The organism is Rhizobium sp. YTUHZ045, assembly GCF_051124255.1.
GTDB lineage: Bacteria > Pseudomonadota > Alphaproteobacteria > Rhizobiales > Rhizobiaceae > Rhizobium.
The window spans coordinates 70,593-90,425 of sequence record NZ_CP101434.1; the positions used below are offsets into that span (position 1 = coordinate 70,593).

Annotated in this window: 20 protein-coding genes and 1 pseudogene; 5 read left to right on the forward strand and 16 right to left on the reverse strand. The window is 60.6% G+C overall.

The genetic code is table 11. The features are described 5' to 3' along the window. Positions 1–160: 160 nt before the first annotated feature. The 7 genes and pseudogenes from NMA58_RS27455 to NMA58_RS27485 form a co-directional block, all read right to left on the reverse strand. A pseudogene (locus NMA58_RS27455) lies at positions 161–485 on the reverse strand (FkbM family methyltransferase); the annotation flags it as partial. 93 nt (positions 486–578) lie between these two features. Next, entirely contained in the window at positions 579–932 is a 354-nt protein-coding gene (locus NMA58_RS27460) for a hypothetical protein (RefSeq protein WP_434714677.1), read from the reverse strand. A 20-nt stretch (positions 933–952) separates the two neighbouring features. Next, entirely contained in the window at positions 953–2,134 is a 1,182-nt protein-coding gene (locus NMA58_RS27465) for a peptidoglycan-binding protein (protein WP_434714679.1), read from the reverse strand. A gap of 22 nt (positions 2,135–2,156) precedes the next feature. Next, entirely contained in the window at positions 2,157–3,290 is a 1,134-nt protein-coding gene (locus NMA58_RS27470; RefSeq protein ID WP_434714680.1) for a trypsin-like serine peptidase, read from the reverse strand. A gap of 12 nt (positions 3,291–3,302) precedes the next feature. Further along, a complete protein-coding gene (locus NMA58_RS27475; protein WP_434714681.1) occupies positions 3,303–5,312 on the reverse strand; it encodes a S8 family serine peptidase in 2,010 nt (669 codons plus the stop codon). A gap of 245 nt (positions 5,313–5,557) precedes the next feature. Further along, a complete protein-coding gene (locus NMA58_RS27480) occupies positions 5,558–6,436 on the reverse strand; it encodes an FkbM family methyltransferase (RefSeq protein WP_434714682.1) in 879 nt (292 codons plus the stop codon). Next, on the reverse strand, positions 6,436–8,151 hold the full coding sequence (locus NMA58_RS27485) for an adenylate/guanylate cyclase domain-containing protein (RefSeq protein ID WP_434714683.1): 1,716 nt from the start codon (positions 8,149–8,151) through the stop codon (positions 6,436–6,438). The genes NMA58_RS27480 and NMA58_RS27485 overlap by 1 nt, the downstream gene beginning before the upstream one ends. Positions 8,152–8,397: 246 nt before the next feature. On the opposite strand from NMA58_RS27485, the gene NMA58_RS27490 reads away from it, so the two are divergent. Together NMA58_RS27490 and NMA58_RS27495 are read left to right on the forward strand one after the other, a co-directional pair. Continuing rightward, positions 8,398–9,480, forward strand: coding sequence for a glycosyltransferase family 4 protein (locus NMA58_RS27490; RefSeq protein WP_434714909.1), 1,083 nt, complete (start codon positions 8,398–8,400; stop codon positions 9,478–9,480). A gap of 4 nt (positions 9,481–9,484) precedes the next feature. Then, on the forward strand, positions 9,485–10,246 hold the full coding sequence (locus NMA58_RS27495; protein WP_434714685.1) for a polysaccharide deacetylase family protein: 762 nt from the start codon (positions 9,485–9,487) through the stop codon (positions 10,244–10,246). Here the strand turns inward: NMA58_RS27495 and NMA58_RS27500 are convergent. The 8 genes from NMA58_RS27500 to pcaD form a co-directional block, all read right to left on the reverse strand. Continuing rightward, a complete protein-coding gene (locus NMA58_RS27500) occupies positions 10,234–11,103 on the reverse strand; it encodes an alpha/beta fold hydrolase (protein ID WP_259668192.1) in 870 nt (289 codons plus the stop codon). The genes NMA58_RS27495 and NMA58_RS27500 overlap by 13 nt on opposite strands. Before the next feature lie 2 nt (positions 11,104–11,105). Continuing rightward, entirely contained in the window at positions 11,106–11,480 is a 375-nt protein-coding gene (locus NMA58_RS27505; protein ID WP_085780906.1) for a GFA family protein, read from the reverse strand. A 109-nt stretch (positions 11,481–11,589) separates the two neighbouring features. After that, entirely contained in the window at positions 11,590–12,420 is an 831-nt protein-coding gene (locus tag NMA58_RS27510; protein ID WP_430959297.1) for an MBL fold metallo-hydrolase, read from the reverse strand. A 328-nt stretch (positions 12,421–12,748) separates the two neighbouring features. Then, complete coding sequence (locus NMA58_RS27515; RefSeq protein WP_434714687.1) at positions 12,749–13,795, reverse strand: 3-carboxy-cis,cis-muconate cycloisomerase; 1,047 nt, start codon at positions 13,793–13,795, stop codon at positions 12,749–12,751. Between the two features lie 229 nt (positions 13,796–14,024). Further along, positions 14,025–14,636, reverse strand: coding sequence for a protocatechuate 3,4-dioxygenase subunit alpha (gene pcaG, locus NMA58_RS27520; RefSeq protein WP_285195578.1), 612 nt, complete (start codon positions 14,634–14,636; stop codon positions 14,025–14,027). Positions 14,637–14,638: 2 nt separating this feature from the next. Then, complete coding sequence (gene pcaH, locus NMA58_RS27525; RefSeq protein ID WP_064808128.1) at positions 14,639–15,388, reverse strand: protocatechuate 3,4-dioxygenase subunit beta; 750 nt, start codon at positions 15,386–15,388, stop codon at positions 14,639–14,641. Between the two features lie 9 nt (positions 15,389–15,397). Further along, on the reverse strand, positions 15,398–15,802 hold the full coding sequence (pcaC, locus tag NMA58_RS27530; RefSeq protein WP_221112774.1) for a 4-carboxymuconolactone decarboxylase: 405 nt from the start codon (positions 15,800–15,802) through the stop codon (positions 15,398–15,400). Continuing rightward, complete coding sequence (pcaD, locus tag NMA58_RS27535) at positions 15,799–16,608, reverse strand: 3-oxoadipate enol-lactonase (RefSeq protein WP_434714688.1); 810 nt, start codon at positions 16,606–16,608, stop codon at positions 15,799–15,801. Before pcaD ends, pcaC begins: the two co-directional genes overlap by 4 nt. A 389-nt stretch (positions 16,609–16,997) precedes the next feature. On the opposite strand from pcaD, the gene pcaQ reads away from it, so the two are divergent. From pcaQ to NMA58_RS27550, 3 genes are all read left to right on the forward strand, one after another. Continuing rightward, positions 16,998–17,915, forward strand: a complete 918-nt coding sequence (pcaQ, locus tag NMA58_RS27540; protein WP_434714690.1) for a pca operon transcription factor PcaQ — start codon at positions 16,998–17,000, stop codon at positions 17,913–17,915. Positions 17,916–17,985: 70 nt separating this feature from the next. Next, positions 17,986–18,498, forward strand: coding sequence for an MbcA/ParS/Xre antitoxin family protein (locus NMA58_RS27545; RefSeq protein WP_434714691.1), 513 nt, complete (start codon positions 17,986–17,988; stop codon positions 18,496–18,498). Continuing rightward, positions 18,495–19,190, forward strand: a complete 696-nt coding sequence (locus NMA58_RS27550) for an RES family NAD+ phosphorylase (RefSeq protein ID WP_434714692.1) — start codon at positions 18,495–18,497, stop codon at positions 19,188–19,190. The genes NMA58_RS27545 and NMA58_RS27550 overlap by 4 nt, the downstream gene beginning before the upstream one ends. Here NMA58_RS27550 and NMA58_RS27555 read toward each other — a convergent pair. Then, positions 19,187–19,828, reverse strand: a complete 642-nt coding sequence (locus NMA58_RS27555) for an alpha/beta hydrolase family protein (RefSeq protein WP_434714693.1) — start codon at positions 19,826–19,828, stop codon at positions 19,187–19,189. The genes NMA58_RS27550 and NMA58_RS27555 overlap by 4 nt on opposite strands. Between the last annotated feature and the right edge of the window lie 5 nt (positions 19,829–19,833).

Genomic DNA, 19,833 nt, shown 5'->3' on the forward strand with positions numbered 1-19,833 from the left:
CATCTAACGCCCGAAGCTCGTCTGACTGTGCTTGAAAAGTGCCCCCAAGAATGCAGCTAACCGCTTTTTTCGGGTTTGCACAAGACGGTCCTGGGCTCACGCCCGCGGGCGGCAACACGGACGTCCGCGGCACGGCGCCAGTAATCGTGTCCTGCAGAGCCTAGGGCAAAAACAATACGTTGTACTGATCGATATCGCCAGGCAGATCCCGAACCTTCACCTCTTCCTCGCGGTCCTGACAGCATCGTTATGAAGGCCTTTGTGCCCTCGCGCCCGTAGAACAGCGGCGTGAACTCCATATGAAGCGGCACGCGGCGGGAAAGCAGCGGCAGCATGGAGCGGCAGGCGACCGGCTCGTAACCTTCGATGTCCATCCACACCAGGCCGATCGCGGCCGGGTCGATCGAAAGCCCGGCGAGGATTTCGGAGACAGGCTTCACCGGCACGCTGATCTTCCGGTCGGTCGGGCTCTGGCGGATGGCGCTTCACCTCCGTGCAAGCAACCCCTCGTTCTACATATCCCACACGAATTAGTGATCGACCGATCTGGGAGACCCGAATGTATTTTCGTCATAGCATCACCGTGAAGTGAGACCCGTCACAGTCTTGCCCTCGATGACAACAGAGATTTTAGTGCCTGCGGGCAGTTTCGTAATCGGCGCTTCTCCCGCGAGTTCGGAAGCGTTCTTCTGGGCGATTAGCTCTTTTCTTCTTTTCTCGACTGCCGCGCATATAATCGTTGCAGCTTGTCCGGCTTTCGCTGCACCTGGCACCCCAAAGAGATCAGCGACATCCATGCCTACCGGCACAAAACCGCAAAGAGCATTAGTCGCGGCAGAAATGGCGCCCGATTTAGGAGAGCCAATTCCCGGCTGAGTTGAGGTGCATCCGGCTAACAGAAGTGCCGAAAGCAATGTGATCTTGGCATGCATGAATTCCTCCAAGAGCAGGATTAGCGTGGTGCGTTTTGATCGGAAAGCAAAATCTGCAGGGTGGGTTCATCATAAATTCCGGTAACGTCCAACCCTTGGAGGCTCTGGAATTTCTTTAGGGCGTCGGCGATATCATTTGGTCCGGATGCTTCTCCCGGCGAAAGCAAGTTCATTTGTTGAAGCTTCCTCTGGATCGCCGCTAGCTCTTCGGACGTAAGTGGGTCTTGGGGTTCGGGTTCGCTCATCGTGTAAAGAGTTGCCTCGTCGTAGACTCCCGTTGCCGGGAGGCCGTTTTCAATCTGGTAGTTTCGAAGTGCTTCCGTTAACCGTGCCTTATTAGCTTCGGGATCTGAACTCTCCTCTGGACCGACGCTCTCGAGGAAACCTTGATTTGTCAGCTCTTCTTCTACAGCATTGAGTTCTTGCTGTTCGCTTTCTGCACTTTCGCCTGGCTGGTTGCCAGTGACGAAGATGCGCTTAGCCCTAGCCAACCAGATCTTTGACTCTGGAAGACCAATCGATCCTCCGTTTACGAGTTTTCGGACTGCTTTGATGTTATCCACATCTGCTTGCACATTGATATTTCGAGCCACCCAATAGGCAGTCGCGGTTTCAAATCCTGTTTCGGGTTGCCGAACCAGCTCCGGAGTCTTACCCAAGGGTTTGTTAAGGAGCTTACCGCGGGCTTCGAAGTTTCCACGTCCGGTAAGCTGCATGAAACCTGACCCGCGAAAGCGCCACCCGTCACCAGGTTGATCATTCCCAAGCCTTCCGCCGTAGACATGATTGGCGATCAATTCCGGGCGGTGGGCAAGTCGTAGGGCCTGTTGGGGTGTGACCCTTGTGGGGAACACTTTTAGTAGTCGATCGGCAGAATAGTTCAGGTTCTCTTCAATTGCGACAAATCCCCCTGTTTCGGTGGCAATCTGTGCCATGAAATGTTGAACTCGGATTGGATTAACCAATTCGCCCGGTGCGGGGTCTTTCCAAAGCCGCGCGATCGCAAGTGCAAGATCACCTCGTGCCCGCGGAGAAAATTTTGTAATCCTTTCGAAGGTGACGATCGATGAGGAGTTCGCTTCGATTGGAGAACTAGAGCTGCACTTTGTAGAAATTTCGGAGGAACTAGCGTTCGGGCTCCATGCCGTTACCAAGAAAATCGCGGAAAGGAACGCCGCAGTCGATTTCACTAGCGATGCCATAATCGGCCTCCCGGTGGTCGGTTTAGTTTTTCAATTTCTTTAAAATTTCAGACATGCGGACGGCGCGGTTCTCGTTCCAGTATGGTCCGTCGGCCACGCCAAAATGATGCAGACCTATTACGCTTCCAGCTAGATTGAGCAGAGGAGAACCTGAAGAACCGTGTTCCGTATCGCAGCTGTGTGCGATATCGCTTTTTTGCACGACTCCGTCGGCGACCGGCTGGGTTGCCGTGCAATTAACGCGCGAAATCATTTTGGGTCGCCCACCTGGATGCTGGATGATCATCAGTTCTTGCTTTTCTCGAACGTCCTCGTTCGACAATTGCAGACTCCCCCACATGTCTGCCGGAGTGCCTTCCAGCTCTATCTCAGCGAAATCCAAATCGGGATCAGCAAAAATGAAAGACTTGCAGCGATACTGAGTGCCGCGGTCCAGCATCCCGTTTTCGAGTTGGTAGTGGAACGTGGCTATGGTCGACTTGCAAAGCTGAGCGCTGTTCACACAGTGTTCGTTTGTCATCAACCGGTTTCTGTTTTTTCCATAAAGAAATCCAGTGCAGGTGAACTGGCGTCCATCTTTAATGAACGACAACTTGGCAACGGATCTTGAAGCCGCGCTCACTGCAGGGTCGCGACTGTATTCGTCGACGTCCTGCATTTCATCGACACCAATAATGGATAAAGCAATCCCCTCGTTGCTTGTAAATGCCACTTGATCGATGGCTGCACTAACCCCGGCGGGCGGTTTTTCCGCGATTAAGCTCAATAAAGCATAATCTCCCGGCACGACTTTGCTCCAACTATCCTGAAGTGTAGCAAGTGCTTCGCCCTGATAGGTTTCGACTATTCCGCCGCTTCTGTCCGTTAGAACCAGCTTACCAGTGAAATCAGCTGGCACTTTTACGTCTCCGAAATGGATACGAAGGCTGCGCGAGCCGGGCCATTGATTGAACTCTGCATTCCAAAAAGACGTCTCGGTGGACTCTGCGGGAGTAAACGTGGGTGTAGTAACTTCGACGGCTTCAACACCACCTTCGACCTGAGGTTTGAGTTCAACATTCTCGGCTTGGCCGGTGGTTAAACCCTGAAGCAAAAATAGTGCAACTAAGGCGGGTGCAAAGGCTCGCGCCGGCGCTCGATAACGGCGTGTGGACATCTTAGTCTCCAGTTAAAGCTTGGACGCGAAATCGGTGATGGTATCTAGCTGGATCTCCGTGTCGCTCTGCCCAGTTGGTGAAAAACGGAGGAGCTGTCCCCCCGATTTCAGTTCGCAGTCAGCGATGCGAACCATTTTGGGCTCTCCAGGACTGGGAGCGTCATAAAAGACGATGTATTTTCCAAGTTCCTCATCGAAGTGCATGCGCTTCAGCGCGTCGAGTGGGATGTTCACATTGTCGCGATCCGCATTCTTTCTGCAGACAATAGGATCGCCGCTCACATCTAAACTGCCTTTAAGCTCCTTTGTCGGATCGGAGCGAACGACGATTTTGTCGAATGCGATATCGAGCGCCCGTTGGAAATTGAGGCGACCTCCAACGGAATCATTCAACAGAGCCGGAAAAAGATCAGATGTGTATACTAACCTGTTCTTCACTGTACCCGGACGCAATGGCCCGTTTCCGGCGAATAAGCTATCATAAGCCGAATAAATGTAGGCAGCGGCGGCGGCAACTTGAGGGGCCGCCTGGGACGTACCTGATGCCGTTGCATACCCATTGCTGCCGCTCGTACTTACGACATCAGACGCGATTGCTCCGATGTTGAACCGAGGGCTAACGTTGGAACCCTCTTTTTGAGTTTCCCAAATCTCTGGGTTCGCCATATCGCGGTTTAGCCCAATGACTGTGATCACATTTGGAAGGTCCGACAAGCATGCGGGCATAGCGGGACATTCGCCATCATCGAAAGTTGACTTCTCATTTCCTGCCGCTACGACGAATAGCGCACCCTGCAAAGCGTCTCGGATCATCTCCTTGATAGGGTCTTTTCTGCCCCCGGTGTTGCGATAGCTCCAGCTCAAATTGAACACCGAGGGTTTGCTCGTGAGGTAGTCTGTTATAATGGCCTGAGACACCTTTGTTCGAGCCGTGGGATCCGAAAACTCTTCGAGCGCGATTTGGCGATAGAGAATCTGAGCAAAAGGCTCAAGTCCGCCGCCCGCCTTTCCGTTGATCTGGGCGGCAATGAGGCCGATGACGTGAGTAGCATGATCGAGAACAGTGTTCCATTGGTCCGCCCCGAGCGGGTCCCCGCAGTTCAGTGGAGCGCGCGAGATTCCTGCTTCCTTTCGATAAACTACTGTGACGTTCGTAAGGTCGCAGTGGTCTTTATCAAACCACGAATCTAAGACCTCGATCTTCACGGGCTTCTTGAAGCGATTGCTGATCTTCGCAGTATCCGCCAACTCGGCGAAATCATAGTTTAGCAGTCGGAACAACTCGTCTTGTTTCTGATAAAGCGGTTCGCCGCTGTAAGATCCTTGGGGGGATATGTCGGCCGAGGGAACGATCCGGTTCTCGAACGAAGGTAAGGAGAAACCAGATGTTTTACCAAATCGCTGGAGATCTTTTGCGGGAATCCTTCCGGGAGCTGGGGGAGATTCGAGCATCGTCTCGAAACCTCGTTCGGGAACAATTATCGTGCCCTGTCCCTCAGGAAGGAGGACTTGGGGATTGTGATCGTTCAGCGACTTGAGCACCTCTTGGCAATTGCCCCCATACTCGAGGCATGTGGCGTGACTTTTGGAAAGGAGGTCATCTGTCGAGACGCCGGGCTCCTTAGACCTTGCATCGAATACGGTGTATTCTTGGAAGCTGATTGCTGGGATCTTGATCAAATCGCCAGCCTTGTTTGACCAAACTGGCTCCTTAGCAGCATTGAATTTGCAGATCGTCGGGTTGAGATTGCACATCACTGAGCTAATGCCGATCGGAAACATGTCTCCTGCTATTTTCCCCTGTTCCTTGAGTATAGTTTGAACATTTTTTCCTGTTTTATCGATATAGTCTATAGTCAATAGTTTGTTTTCATTATATAATTTTAGGTATAGCTGCTCAATTTCAGCTGAAATGACGGTATCGTTTCCAGCGGAAGACTGCCATAGCCATTCCGCCGAAGCGCTGTGTGGAATGAAAACGACGAATGAGAAGAAAATAGCAAATCTACCACGCAGAACCATGACGCCCTCCAAGGTTCCATGCGCGCCATATTAAGATGGCGGTGACTTCTAGTTGTGCAACTTATACTCTTGCTTGGTAATACGCAACAAGTTTATGCTTAGTGTGCAAAATATTTGGTTTGTAACTGGATGTGCAGGCCTTCACGAGCACTTCATCTTTGTCAGCTCCGAAGAAGATGGACTAGTTTGAAAGCGACTAGCGCGCAGAACCGCTGTCGCCTGGCCGAGTTCCGCGACAACCCGACCTAAGGCAGAAACAGCACATTGTACTGATCGAACTCATTAGGCAGATCCCGCACCTTCATCTCTTCCTCGCGGTCCTCGAAGAGCACGACACAGTCCTCGTAGAATCCTGACAGCATCGCTATAAAGGCCTGCGTTCCCTCCCGCCCATAGAAGAGCGGCGTGAACTCCATGTAGAGCGGCACGCGGCGGGCAAGCAGCGGCTGCATCGAGCGGCAGGCGACCGGCTCGTAGCCTTCGATATCCATCCAGACGAGGCCGATTGCGGCCGGATCGACCGAAAGAGCGGCAAGGATCTCGGAGACCGGCTTCACTGGCACGCTGATCTTGCGGTCGGTCGGGCTCTGGCGGATGGCGCTGCTCTTTCCGTGATTGTTGAGGTTGAGGAAAAAGTCGATCTCGCCTACGTGCTCGCCGGCGGCGCAGTTGACGAGCCGGACCTTCTCCTCCAGCCGGTTTTGGTGGATGTTGAGTTCAAGCAGCGGGAAATTGCGCGGATCGGGCTCGACGCTGACGATCTTGGCATAGGTGCCGCTCAAGGCGAAATAAACCGTCTGGGTGCCAATATTGCCACCGATCTCGAGCAGCGTCGCATCCTTCCTGAGCAGGCCGCGCTCGCGCAGGATGGCGATCAACCGGTCGACGGCGTCGCGCTCGAAATGGCCCTTCCGGAAGACCTTGCGGCCGATATAGTCGGAAGGCGAGAAGGTCATCAGATGATCACCGGCATCGACCGTCATCGAGACGACGCGCGGGCCGATATTCTCGATCAGCAGCCGGCGGCCGAGGCGGGTGTCGAAGAAGCGCGAGGCGACTCTATTGCGCGCCTTGCGCAACCGGCGGCTCCAATATTTGGTGGTGAGCCAGGGCTTGCCGTGCATCAGGCTTTTCCTTTGAGCGGTTCTGCCGCTTTCTCTCTCGGAACGACATAGACTTTCAAGGGCAGGGCGCGGCCGCGCACGCTGATTTCACGGCTTTGGATGTCGTCAAGATCGGCGCCGGCAAGCCTGGCCACCGGCTCGGAGAAGACGATCGCCGCGTCGAATTCCTTGGCCGCACTTTCCAGTCGGCTCGCGACGTTCACCGTATCTCCAATCGCCGTCATGCTGCGCACCCGGCCATAGCCCATCGTGCCGACGACGGCCGGGCCGGTGTGGATGCCGATGGCGATCCGCAGCGGCAGCGTCAGCTCTTCGGCCAGTTCGGCGGCGAGTTTCTCGATCCCGATGTTGATTGCCGCCGCCGCGTCGAGCGCTTGGCGGCAGGCCTCCTCCGGCGCGGCGTTGAGGCCGAAGAGCGCCATGGCGCCGTCGCCGATGAATTTGTCGAGCCGGCCGCCCGCCTGCTCCACCGCCTTGCCGATGATGGCGAAATAGCGGTTCAGCAGGAAGACGACGTCGAAGGGCAGGCGCGTTTCCGTCAGCGTGGTGAAATGACGGATATCGACGAAGAGCACGACGATTTCACGCTCACGGCCGGGGCTCGTCTCCTGGCTGTTGGCGGGAAGAGCCGCTTCGACGGCCGGCACGAGAAGGGGCGCGACCGAGACATCGGTATTCGGCCGAAGCTGGCAGGCGAGGCGGACATCAGGGCCGGCATTGATGCGTTTCAGTGTCGTCTGTTCCAGCTTGTCGGGCGGCGGCAGCGTCTGGTAATCACCAAGAATCTGTACCCGGCAGGTGGAGCACTGGCCCTTGCCGCCGCAGACCGAATAATGCGGCAGACCGCCGAGCCGGCTCGCCTCCAGCACCGTGAACCCACGCGGCACGCGGATCACTTCGCCGCCCGGATAGTGCACCGCGACCTGATCGAGACGCTCCTTCAGCCTGCGCTGTGTGCGGGCGGCAACGACGATGATCAGCGAGGCCGAGAAGGCGCCATAGAGCCCGGCGCGAACCATGGCGATCTGGCTGCGGATCTCGGGGTCGGAGACATAGTGGGAATTCACGGTCGTTGCATAAGGCTCGATCGCGGTCAGTTGATAGGTGGGGTCGGCAAGCGTGCGGCCCATTTCGACGAAACCGAGCAGCGACAGCACCGGCGCAAGGATCGCCAGCGCCAGCAGCAGCGGTGCGAAACCGCCGTACCAAGGGCGGTAACGCAGCCAGTAATGGATGCCGATGCAGCCGTGGATCCACACCGCGATCAGGCCGAATGCCTGGCGCACGCCCGCCGCCGGCGTCCGCAGCCATAACATGCCGACGATCGTCTCGTAATTGTCGATATAGCCATAGAGTTCATGGGCAATGCGGGTGCCGATGACGTGATCGATCAGAAGCAGCGGGATCAGCAGGCCGAGCACCATCTGGGCTGCTTCCCCCTTCGGCATGACCAGGCTGCGCCTGATGTAGATGGCGCGCAGCACCAGGGTCATATGGACGAGGACTGATCCGTAAAACAGGACGGTGCCGGCGGGATTGCGCCAGATTGCCAGGAAAAGATGGCGGACCTTATCGGCCGCGGCGATCGAAACGAGTCCCAGTGCATGGTTCGACAAATGCAAGAGAACGAAGACGAAAATAACCAGCCCCGAACCGAGCCTTGCCCTTCTGATCGAGCGCTCCGAAAAAATCCCTGTGACCGAGGCCGTCGTCATTCATTCCCGTTCTTGTCGATGCAATCGCAGGCCCATAGAGATGGGGAAAGAGGCGGAATTGCTTCCATTGCGATCACATTGCATATGCTTATGCGCAAGTTTTCGGGAAGGCGGCAATAAGGGATTTTTTCGACGCCGGTGACGATGCCGCACACCATGGGAGGGTTCAACGCGACCGCGTGCCGCATGTGCTGAATTCGCTTGTGAATGCCGATTGGAAACAGTGTGTCTATGCGAGGGATGCGCATGCGGGTCGCCTTCTATGCGCCGATGAAATCGCCGAACCACCCGGTGCCTTCGGGCGACCGGCTGATGGCGCGGCTGCTGATCCGGGCATTGGAGCGTGCCGGGCATCAGGTCGAGGTCGTCTCCGAATTTCGCACTCATGCCCCGACGCCTGAGGCGGCCGCGGCGCTCGCACCCGCCATCTCCGCCGAAATGGCGCGTTTGCGGGAGAAATGGCAAAAAGAGCCGCGGCCGGATCTCTGGTTCTGCTATCATCCCTATTATAAATCGCCCGATCCCTTCGGGCCGGCGATCGCCGCCGAATTGGCTATTCCCTATGTCACCGCCGAAGCCTCCTATGCAGCAAAACGCGACCGGACGGATTGGGCCGACCGGCAGAAGCGCGTGGGGGAGGCGGTCATGCAGGCGGCGGTCAATATCAGCTTCACCGAGCGTGATCGGGCCGGACTGTCAGCCGCCTTTCCGCAGGCGCGGCTTGCGGCTCTCAAGCCGTTCATCGATTCGGCGCTGTTCGAGGCGGGGCGTCCGGCGCCCGATCCCAGCCGGCTGATGACCGTCGCGATGATGCGGGCCGGCGACAAGATGGAAAGCTACGCGATGCTCGCAAAAGCATTGCGGCTGATTGAAAACAAGCCATGGACCCTTTCGGTCATCGGCGACGGGCCGATGCACCGGGAGGTGGAGGGGCTGTTTGCCGGCTTTCTCGGCCGCATCGAATGGCTGGGCGAGCGGAGCGAGACCGAGATCGCCGGCCTGCTCGCGCGTGGCGGCATTTATGTCTGGCCCGGCTGCGGCGAGGCCTATGGCCTTGCCTATCTCGAAGCCCAGGCCGCCGGCCTGCCTGTCGTGGCGCAGCAAACGGCGGGCGTGCCCGCCGTGGTCGAGGCCGGCGTCACCGGCCTGCTGACGCCGGAGGGCGATGTCGCCGCCTATGCCGGGGCCATCGCGGCCCTGCTCGGCGACGGGCGGAAACGCGATGCGATGGGGCAGGCAGCGCGGCGCTTCGTGCTCGAGGAGCGCTCGCTCGCGGTAGCTGCCCGCGTTCTGGACGAGATTTTGCGCAAGGCGCAGGAACAGGAGTGAGATGATGAGCCAAGGGATGAGCTGGGAACCGCTGCGCCGGGAGCTCGACCGCTGGCGAGCCGCCGGCCGCGTGGCGCGATTCTGGCTGCGCGACGACGACGCCGTCGAGCCGACGCCCGATCTGGAGCGGCTGCTGGCGCTGACCGCCGAGAACGGGATTCCGTTGACCCTTGCCGTTATTCCTGCCCTGACCGGCGAGGACTTGGCTGCGCGGCTGGCGGAGGACGCCGGCGTCGCTGTCGCTGTGCATGGCTGGTCGCATACCAATCACGCCGGACCTGAGCGCAAGAAGCAGGAACTCGGCGGCGAACGGCCGCCCGAGGTGGTGCTCAGCGAGTTGCGTGAAGGATTGCAGCGCCTGAAGCGGCTCCATCCCGCCCGCTTCCTGCCGGTGCTGGTGCCGCCGTGGAACCGGATCGACGCCGGGCTCATCCCGGCATTGCCCGAAGTCGGCTTTGCGGCGCTCTCGGTTTACGGGCGGGCAAAAGAGGGCGGGCCGATCCCGCTTCTCAACACCCATGTCGATATCATCGACTGGTACGGCACGCGAGGCGGCCGCAGCGCGGAGGAACTGGTGGCCGAACTGGTTGCCGAACTCCGCGACCGGTTTGCCGGCAATGGCGAGCCGATTGGTGTGCTCAGCCACCATCTGGTTCATGATGCGGCCGCCTGGGATTTCCTGTCGGACTTGTTTGCGGTGACGGCCCGCCACCCTGCCGTCTCTTGGTGGTCGGCGCCAGAACTCCTGCAAGATCAGGCTGCGTGAACGCGCCCGAGGAAGTCCCGCACCAGTTCTGTGACTTCATTCAGATGCGTCTCGAGCAGCCAATGCCCGCCGTCGAGCAGATGCAGTTCGGCCTCCGGCAGATCTCGGAGATAGGCGCGTGCCGACTTTTCCGGCATATAGTGGTCGTTTGGCCCCCAGACGATCAGGGTCGGCGGCCGGTACTCTCTGAGATACTTCCGGTGCTCGGGGAACCAGGCGCGGTTCTCCTTTAATCCGGCGATCAGGTCGATAGCGATTTCCTTGCGCCGCGGCGTGATCAGCGACCAGTGCAGCCGCCAGAGATCCGGCGGGATTGTGTCGGCCAGGGGCGGCGGCAGGTCGTTGAGGAATTCCTCCCGGAACGTCTCCTCGCTGATCGCTTGCGCCAGCGCTTTCCTCATCTCCGCGCGCGGCAGCGCCCACGTCGCCTCGATATCGGCATATTTCGGGCCGAGTGCATCCTCATAGGGAATATCGCCATTCTGGATGATCAGCGCCACGATGCGGCTCGGGTTTCTGATTGCCAGCCGCGCTCCGATCGGTGAGCCGAAATCGTGGAGATAGAGGGCGAAACGGTCGACATCGAGCGCGCCGATGAACGCTTCCAGCCAGGCGGCATAACCATCGAAGCTGTAGTCGAAATCATCGGGTGTGCCGCTGTAGCCCGCGCCGGGGAAATCCGGGGCGATCAGCCGCCAGCGGTCGGCAAGGCGCGGCATGAGATTACGAAACTCGTAAGACGAGCAAGGATAGCCGTGCGGCAGCAGCAGTACCGGCGCCTCCTTCGGGCCGGCCTCACGGTAAAAAATCTCGATACCTGCAACGGTGGTGATGTGATGTCGGACGAGCGTGGCCAGATTCACGTTCGGTCCTCCTGGTACTGTTCGGCGCCCTCCACGGGCCGCAGCCATGCCTCACGGCGTTTGATCCAGAGTTCGTAGCGCGGCGCCAGCGGCGTCGGCGCCTGCGAGAGGATACCGAGCTTGATTTCCGCCTCCTGGTCATCGGCGGAAAACAGCCGCGAACCGCATCCGGTGCAGAAGCGCCGGCCGTGGAATTCGCCGGTTTCGCCGGAATGTTCAAATTGGCCGGCGGGCCAGACGCCGTAAAAGGTAAAGGCCGAACCGCTTTCCTTTCGGCAGTCGGTACAGTGACAAATGCCGACGCGCAACGGTTCGCCACGAACAGAAAGTTTCACCTGCCCGCAAAGGCATTGTCCGGAGAGCACGGTCATGGCTGATACCCCGTTTCATCGATCTTGCGCTGCCGGGGAAACGGTCGGACCCGGCATCTGTTCCGTCAGCAAGTTGCGAACGGGCCGGCGCCTGCGTGCGCCGGCACCCCTAAATCACCACGGTCTGATTGTCGCGGGCGGCGAAGGCGCCGGGGAAGGCGGCCTCAGCCTGTGCTTCCATTTCGGCCAGTTGTTCGTCCGTTCGGGAGGGGGCGTGGTGGAACAGGGCGAAGCGCTTGGCGCCCGCCATTTTGGCCAACTCGGTGCCGTGCTCCCAGGTCGAATGGCCGAAACCCTTGAAGCGCTGCATCTCGTCTTCATTGTAGGTGCAATCGTAGACGACGAGATCGGCGCCCTGCATCATCTCCAGGGAGACCGGATCATAGCTGCCGGGAATATGCTCGATATCGTAGATGAGAGCGATCGACCGACCCTGCCATTCGATGCGGTAGCCGATGGCGCCGCCCGGATGGTTCAGCGTGAACGTCTTGATCTCGATGCCCTCATGCGGGGTCAGAACCTGACCGGGATGGAAATCGCGGAAGTTCATCGTCGCCTGACAGATGTCGGTCTTGACCGGAAACCAAGGAGGGCTGATGAACTGCTCGACCATTTCCCGCGTGCTCATCTTGCCGTCGAGATGGCCGGACCAGATGTTGACGTTGATCGAGGGATAATAGATCGCCTTGAAGAAGGGCAGGCCGATGATGTGGTCGTAATGGCAGTGGCTGAAGAACAGATCCACGTCGCTGACACCGTCGGCGAGCAGCGACAGACCCGCCTCGCGCAGCCCCGAACCTGCGTCGAAAAGCAACCGATGTTTTCCGCAGCGAATCTCGATGCAGGAAGTGTTACCGCCGTAGCGATCGAACTCGGGGCCCGATACGGGAATACTGCCGCGGACGCCCCAAAATTTTATCTGAAACAGTTCTGTCGTCATCGTTTTTCAAACCGGCCTTCCCGCATCGCCATCGTAATCATAGTTTATCCCGATGCGAAGCAGCAGAATTCCACGAGTTTGCCTGCGCCCCCTTTCGTTCTCCTAACCGCTAGCGGCAGAAGAAGTATATTCTCCTAAGCAATCGGCTTTCGCTTCGGAAAGCAACCCAGTATGGTTGGTTTTCGGTAAATGGGCTGCTGGGGCGGGGCGTTTTCCGCAAGTCATGCCTATTAGATGGTTGCGCGCGATCGAAAAAGCAAATCGCCGCGCTCTCGCGTTCGAGCCCCTGCCGCACGGCTTTGCCACGGCACCGGCCGCAGTTGCGATCTCAGGCCGTTCCAAGCCGTTTGATATTCCCCGTCAACTCCTTTGCCAGCCGTAGGCTGGCGGCGGTCGCCATTGTCATCTGAGGCAGCAGCAACCACTCGAGCGTCCAGGCTGCCCCGGAGCGTTCCTGTTCGTGGACGAGGGACTGGTGGATACCCGAGAGCGCCGTGGCGTTGAAGCGGGCGAGCGAGACCAGGACTTCCGCGGCAACCGGGTTCTGCTTGTGCGCCATGGCCGAGGAGGTGCCGCCGCCTGAAATTTCGATCTCGCCGCCCATCTCGGCAAGCAGCGCGATATCCTGTCCCATCTTGCCGAGGCTGCCCGAAATCGAAGCGAACAGGCCGGCGATATCGGCGATCGGCAGACGGGCGCTCTGCCATTGCCTGATGTCGGTGAGGCCGAGCTCCTGGGCGAGCGAACTGCGGACGGCGGCGGCCTGTGGCCCAAGCTTGTCGAGCGTGCCGGCAGCACCGCCGAACTGGACGGGGAAGCTCTGCTCGGTCAGGCGGTCGCGATAGGTCGCGAGCGGCGTGCGCCAGGCATTGAGACGGTCGGAGACGCTGATGGCGATCGCCGCCTGCATGCGGGTATGGCCCATCAGGCGGTTGCGGCCGAACTGCCGGTCGAGCCCGTCAAGCGCTGCGAGGATGGCGGAAAGCCGGCCGGCAAACAGGAAGACCACCGCCTTCAGGCGGATCATCAGGCCGGTGTCGATGACGTCCTGGCTGGTGGCGCCGAGATGCAGGTTTTTGCCGGCTTCCTCGCCGACCTCGGCGCGCAGCTGCCTGACGAGGTCGGGGACGACGACGCCGTCCTTCGCCGTTGCCGAACGAAGGCTGGCGAGATCCGGAGAAAAACCGGCGCAGGCTTCGGCAATCTTCCTTGCTGCCTCGCCGGGAATGAGGCCGTGCGCGGCTTCGGCCTTGGCGAGTGCCGCCTCGAAGGAGAGCATGGCCCGGATATCCGCCTCGGCGGAGAAATAAGGCGCGATTTCATCGTCGCCGACGAGGCCAGAGAGGAAGGGGTGGTCGAAGGGCGATGCGGTCATGGTTTGCTCGTTTGTGGTGGTGGCCCCCTCATCCGGCTGCCGCCACCCGGGGTCGAGCCACTGGTCTCGACCCGTCCTTCGGACCCCCGAGGGGAGAAGGGAAATGAGGCGGCGTCGGCGCCTTATGGGCAGGTTCTCTCGCGTGGCACTGTTCCCCTCTCCCCTCGGGGAGAGGGCAGGGTGAGGGGGCTGCTTGCGCGAAATTCTCCGACAAGCAGCCGGCACACCCTCAAATATCCAGAAACACCGTCTCCTTCGGCCCCTGCAGATGGATGTCGAAACGGCAGGTTGCGCTATCGCGGGTGGCGACCATGGTGGCAACGCGTTCGCGATGTTCGATGCGGGCAAGCAGCGGGTCGCTGGCGTTGGCTTCGGCCTCCTCGGGAAAATACATCCGCGTATGCAGGCCGATATTGATGCCGCGGGCGACGATCCAGAAGGTGATATGCGGCGCCTGTCTGCGGCCGTCCTTGAAGGGGACCCACCCGGGCTTGATGGTTTCGAAGCTGTAGACGCCGTCGTCGGCCCGGGTCGGGCAGCGGCCCCAGCCGGCGAAGTTCGGGTCGGCGGCGCCGCGCATTTCCGAGGGACTATTGTAAAGGCCGGCGCTGTCGGCCTGCCAGATCTCGACGACGGCATCGCGCACCAGCGCGTCCGCGCCGTCGAAGATGCGGCCGGTGACGGTGATGCGTTCGCCGAGCGTCTTGTCGTTGAGCATCACGCTGCCGAGATCGTTGTCGTAGACGCCTGTGATGTCGCAGAAATTCGGCGTCAGGCCGATATGCACATAGGGACCGGCGGTCTGCGACGGGGTTTCCTTGAGATAGCCGAGCTGCTGCATGGTCAGTTGCCCTCCAGCCTGTTTTCGAACATCGTCGAGCGGCGGCCGCGCAGCACGATATCGAATTTATAGGCGCGCGAATCCATCGGGATCGTGTTGCCCCAGTCGAGCGGCGCGATCAGCTGCTCGATCGCCGCCTTGTCGGGGATCGTACCGACGATCGGACATTTCCAGATCATTGGGTCGCCCTCGAAATACATCTGCGTGATCAGACGCTGGGCAAAGCCGTGGCCGAAGATCGAGAAGTGAATATGGGCGGGGCGCCAGTCGTTGACGCCGTTCGGCCAGGGATAGGCGCCGGGCCGGACGGTGCGGAAATGGTAGCGGCCTTCCTCGTCGGTGATGGCACGGCCGCAGCCGCCGAAATTCGGGTCGATTGCCGCGAGATAGGTTTCCTTCTTGTGGCGATAGCGCCCTCCGGCATTGGCCTGCCAGAATTCGACCAGGGCGCCGGCCACCGGCTTGGCCCGTTCGTCGAGCACGCGGCCATGGACGATGATGCGTTCGCCGATGGCGCTTTCGCCCGGCCGCGCATAGTTCAGGATCAGGTCGTTGTCGAGCTCGCCGATGATTGAATGGCCGAAGACCGGGCCTGTCGTTTCGGAGATCGTGCCGTCGAGTGACAGCAGCGCGCGCTGCGGCGCGCGCAGCACCGAGGTTTTGTAGCCGGGGGTCAGCGCCGGCGCGTGCCAGGCGCGGTCGCGGGCGAAGAAAGCGCCGGTCTCCGGCTTGCTGTTTGCTCGTTCGGACATTTCTCCCCCTCAGGTCGCTTTCTCGGCGTCCATCTGTGCAAAGGCCTGCTTGGCAATCTTGATAGCGTGGTTGGCGGCGGGAACGCCGGCATAGATCGCCACATGCAACAGCGCCTCGCAGATATCCTCCCGGGTCGCACCCGTATTGGCGGTGGCACGCACATGCATGGCGACCTCATCGTCCTGGCCGAGTGCGGCCAGCAGGGCGATGGTGACGATCGAACGCTCGCGCCTCGTCAGCGCCGGGCGCGACCAGACATGGCCCCAGGCGGCTTCGGTGATCAGCTCCTGGAAGGGGCGGTCGAACTCCGTCGTTGCCGCTATGGCGCGCTCGACATGGGCGTCTCCGAGCACGGCGCGACGGGTCGCCATGCCTTGCCGATAGCGTTCGGAGGAGGAGGCTGTTTCGTTCATGGGCTGCTTTCTCTAGGCGAAATAGAGGTGAGGAAGGCGCGGATGATCGCCGTCAGCGCCTCCGGCTGCTCGACGCAAGGAATATGGGCGCAGTCGCGGATGACCTCGTAATGGGCGCCTGATATCAGCCGCGCCGTGGAGAGTACCAGATCGGGCGGGGTCGAGCCGTCCTGGTCGCCGACGATGCAGATTGTCGGCACAGCGATCGACTTCGCGGCCTCGGTGAAATCCGAGTCGCGGATCGCCTCACAGGCGGCGAGGTAACCCTCCACGGGCTGGCGCGTCAGCATGTTGCAATAGCCGGAATAGGCGGTGTTCTCGGGCCGTCGGAAGGCCGCCGTGAACCAGCGCTCTATGATGGCGTCGACGATGCTGCCGATGCCATCTTTCTTGACGGCGGCAATGCGGGCGTTCCAGCTCTCAGCCGTGCCGATCTTATGGGCGGTGTCACAAAGAATGAGGGCGCCGACGAGGTCCGGCCGGCGCTGCGTCAGCGACTGGGCGATGAGGCCGCCGACCGACAGGCCGCAGATGACGGCATCCTTGACCGAGAGTAGGTCGAGCAGGCCGGCAAGATCGGTCGCGTGATCCTCGATCGACGAGGGGAGCTGGCCGACGTCGGAAAGGCCGTGGCCGCGCTTGTCGTACAGCACGATGGCGTAATCGCCGGCAAGCCGCACCACGACATCGCGCCAGATGCGGAAATCCGTTCCGAGCGAATTGATGAAGACGATCACCGGCCGGTCGGCAGGAGCGCCGATGAGCTGATAATGGATCGTCACGTCGTTTATGCGGGCGAACTGCACGTCGCTTCCTCCGTCATCATGAGCTCAGCCGGGTAGCCCCTCATCCGGCTGCCGCCACCTCTGCCTGGGTCGAGCCACGCGTCTCGTCCCGTCCTTCGGACCCCCGCGTGCGGGGAGAAGGGATCTGCCGCACCGTTTCCCTCAACCTCGATGCCGCGTTTGGCACGTCCCCTCGTCCCGCGAGCGGGGAGAGGGTTAGGGTGAGGGCAGCCATTGGCGCCCCTCCGTCATGCTCGGGCCTGGCCCGAGCATCCACACGTCACTACCAGCCGCGCGTCAAGGCCGAGGATGTCGTCAACTCGCCACCATCTCTTGGCGCAAAACTGAATGGTTGATCCGGTTAAGTAAAATGATATTTTCAGGCATCTCGATAACCCGGGAGTTATGGAATGATCGACAGCCGCGTCAAGTTTCGTCATCTGCAGACCTTTGTCGAGGTGGCGCGGCAGAAGAGCGTCATGAAGGCGGCGGAGTTGCTGCATGTCAGCCAGCCGGCGGTGACGAAGACGATCCGCGAACTGGAAGAGGTGCTGGGTGTTGCCGTCTTCGAGCGCGACGGCCGCGGCATCAAGATCACCCGTTACGGCGAGGTTTTCTTGCGGCATGCAGGCGCCGCGCTGACGGCGCTGCGCCAGGGTCTCGATTCCGTCGCGCAGGAGCAGTTCGCCGATGCGCCGCCGATCCGGATCGGCGCCCTGCCGACGGTGTCGTCGCGCATCATGCCGCGGGCGATGGAACTCTTCCTCAAGGAAAATACCCGGAGCCGGGTGAAGATCGTCACCGGCGAAAACGCCGTGCTCTTGGAGCAGCTTCGCGTCGGCGATCTCGACCTCGTGGTTGGCCGCCTGGCCGGAGCTGAGAAGATGGCGGGCTTTTCCTTCGAACATCTCTATTCCGAGCAGGTGGTGTTTGCCGTGCGTCCCGGCCATCCGCTGCTCGATGGCCGGCAATCGCCCTTTGCCGGTTTCGCCGACTACACGGTGCTGATGCCGACGCGCGGCTCGATCATCCGGCCGGTCGTCGAAAATTTCCTCATCGCCAACGGTATTTCCAGCCTGCCGAACCAGATCGAGACGGTATCGGACTCCTTCGGCCGCGCCTTCCTGAGGGCAAGCGATGCGATCTGGATCATTTCCAACGGCGTGGTGGCAGGCGATGTCGCCGATGGGCGGCTGGCGCTTCTGCCGATCGACACCGGCGAAACCAAGGGGCCGGTCGGGCTGACGATGCGCGCCGATGGGGTGCCATCGTTGCCGCAATCGATCCTGATGCAGACGATCCGCGAGGCGGCCGGAGAGCTATCCTGAAGTCCCACTTCCAATTAACTTGCCGGATGCCCAGATTTGGTCTAAATCTAGTTCAAGACAGGAGAATGTTATGCAGCAGGCGAGACACAGGGAGCAGGAGCCGGAGCGGCTGGAAACGCAGCGGTTTGCGCCGGCCAATCGAAGGCGGCTGAGCCCGCCGGCCTTGCGGACCTTCCTGGCGATCGCCGATCTCTGGGGGCTCACCGAAGAGCAGCGCCTCCTCGTGCTCGGTTATCCCTCCCGCTCGACCTATCACAGCTGGGCCAAGCAGGCGCGTGAGCACGGCGCCTTCACCCTCGATGTCGATACGCTGACCCGCATCTCCGCCGTGCTCGGCATCCACCAGGCGCTCGGCGTGCTGTTTGCCGACGAACGCGCCGGAATCGACTGGCTGCGAACGCCGCATCAGGCGCCTGTCTTCGGCGGCCACCCGCCGCTCGATATCGTCACAAGCGGCACTCAGGACGGGCTGATGACTGTGCGCCGGTTTCTCGACAGCGCGCGCGGCGGGCTCTATATGCCGCCGAACCGGCTCGACGAGGCATTCACGCCCTACGAAGACGCGGACATCGTCTTCCGGTGAGCGACCGTTTCGCCGAGGCGCCGCGACCGTCCTACCGGCTGATCCCGTCGCAATTTCCGCCGATCGGTCTCTTCGATACTGTGGCGAGGGCGGCCGATCTCGAAGCCGTCATGGAACTTGTGGGATGGACCAATGACCGGCTCGTGGCCGACCGCATCCGGCGGCTTCCCGAAAACGAATGGGTCTACGGCACGCCCAATGCCAGCATCGTGATGGCGGCATTCCTGCATGTCGCACCCGGCGGCATGCGGTTCAATGGCCCCGATCTCGGCGCCTGGTATGCAGCCGACAATCTGAAGACAGCCGCCGCCGAGGTCGGTCATCATCTCCGCCGCGAGGCTGTGGCGCGTGGGGTGGCGACGATGGCGCGCACCTATCGCAGCTATGCCGCCACCCTGATCGGCGACTATCTCGACATTCGCGGCGAACAGGCGCTGCGGCCCGATATCTATGACGGCACGAGCTACGCTGCATCGCAGGTGCTCGGCGAAGAGGTGCGCTCGAGTGGCGGCGCCGGCATTCTCTATGACAGCGTGCGGCTGCGAGGCGGGGTGAACGTCGCGGCGCACCGGCCGAGGAATATCCGCGACGTGGTGCAGGCCGATCATTTCGAAATCACTGTTTTCGCCGCCGACCGGCGCATCGGTGTGAGGAAGCTTTCCACTCGACGACGGCCAAAAGGCGGTGCCTAAAGCGGCAGGCGTTCGGCCCACGCCTTTGCCGCCTTTGCCATCGTGGCGAGGTGGTCGGCAGCGGAGAAGCCGGAGATTTTCTTGCGCGGCTTCAGGTCGTGGTCGCCGTCCTCAAGCCAGAGGATCTCGATCCTGTCGGAGAGATCATAGCCCGGCACCTCTTCCTTAGTCCCGAACTCGTCGCGCGTACCCTGGCAGATCAGCGTGGGTGTCGCGAGCCTTTTGAGGTGTCCGGTGCGCAGCTTCTCCGGCTGGCCAGGTGGATGGAAGGGATAGCCGAGGCAGAGCAGTCCGGCGATCTTTCCCCTGTCGTAGAGACCGTCTGCGACCATGCTCGCAACCCGTCCGCCCATCGACTTGCCGCCGATGATGAGAGGACCGCCGGCGTCGAGCGCGGCAATCGCCGCCTCATATTCGGGGTTAAGGGTTTCGGCGCGCGGCGGCGGCTTGCGCCCTTCCGCGGTGCGGCGGGCGGCCATATAGGCGAATTCGAACCTGGCGACGCGAAAGCCGACGCTGGCAAGCGCGTCGGCCGCCGCTGTCATCGAGGCCGAATCCATCGGCGCGCCGGCGCCATGGGCAAGAAGGATGGTGAAGCGAGCATCCTGCGGCCCCTGCAGCAAAAACCTTTCGAGCATCGGCA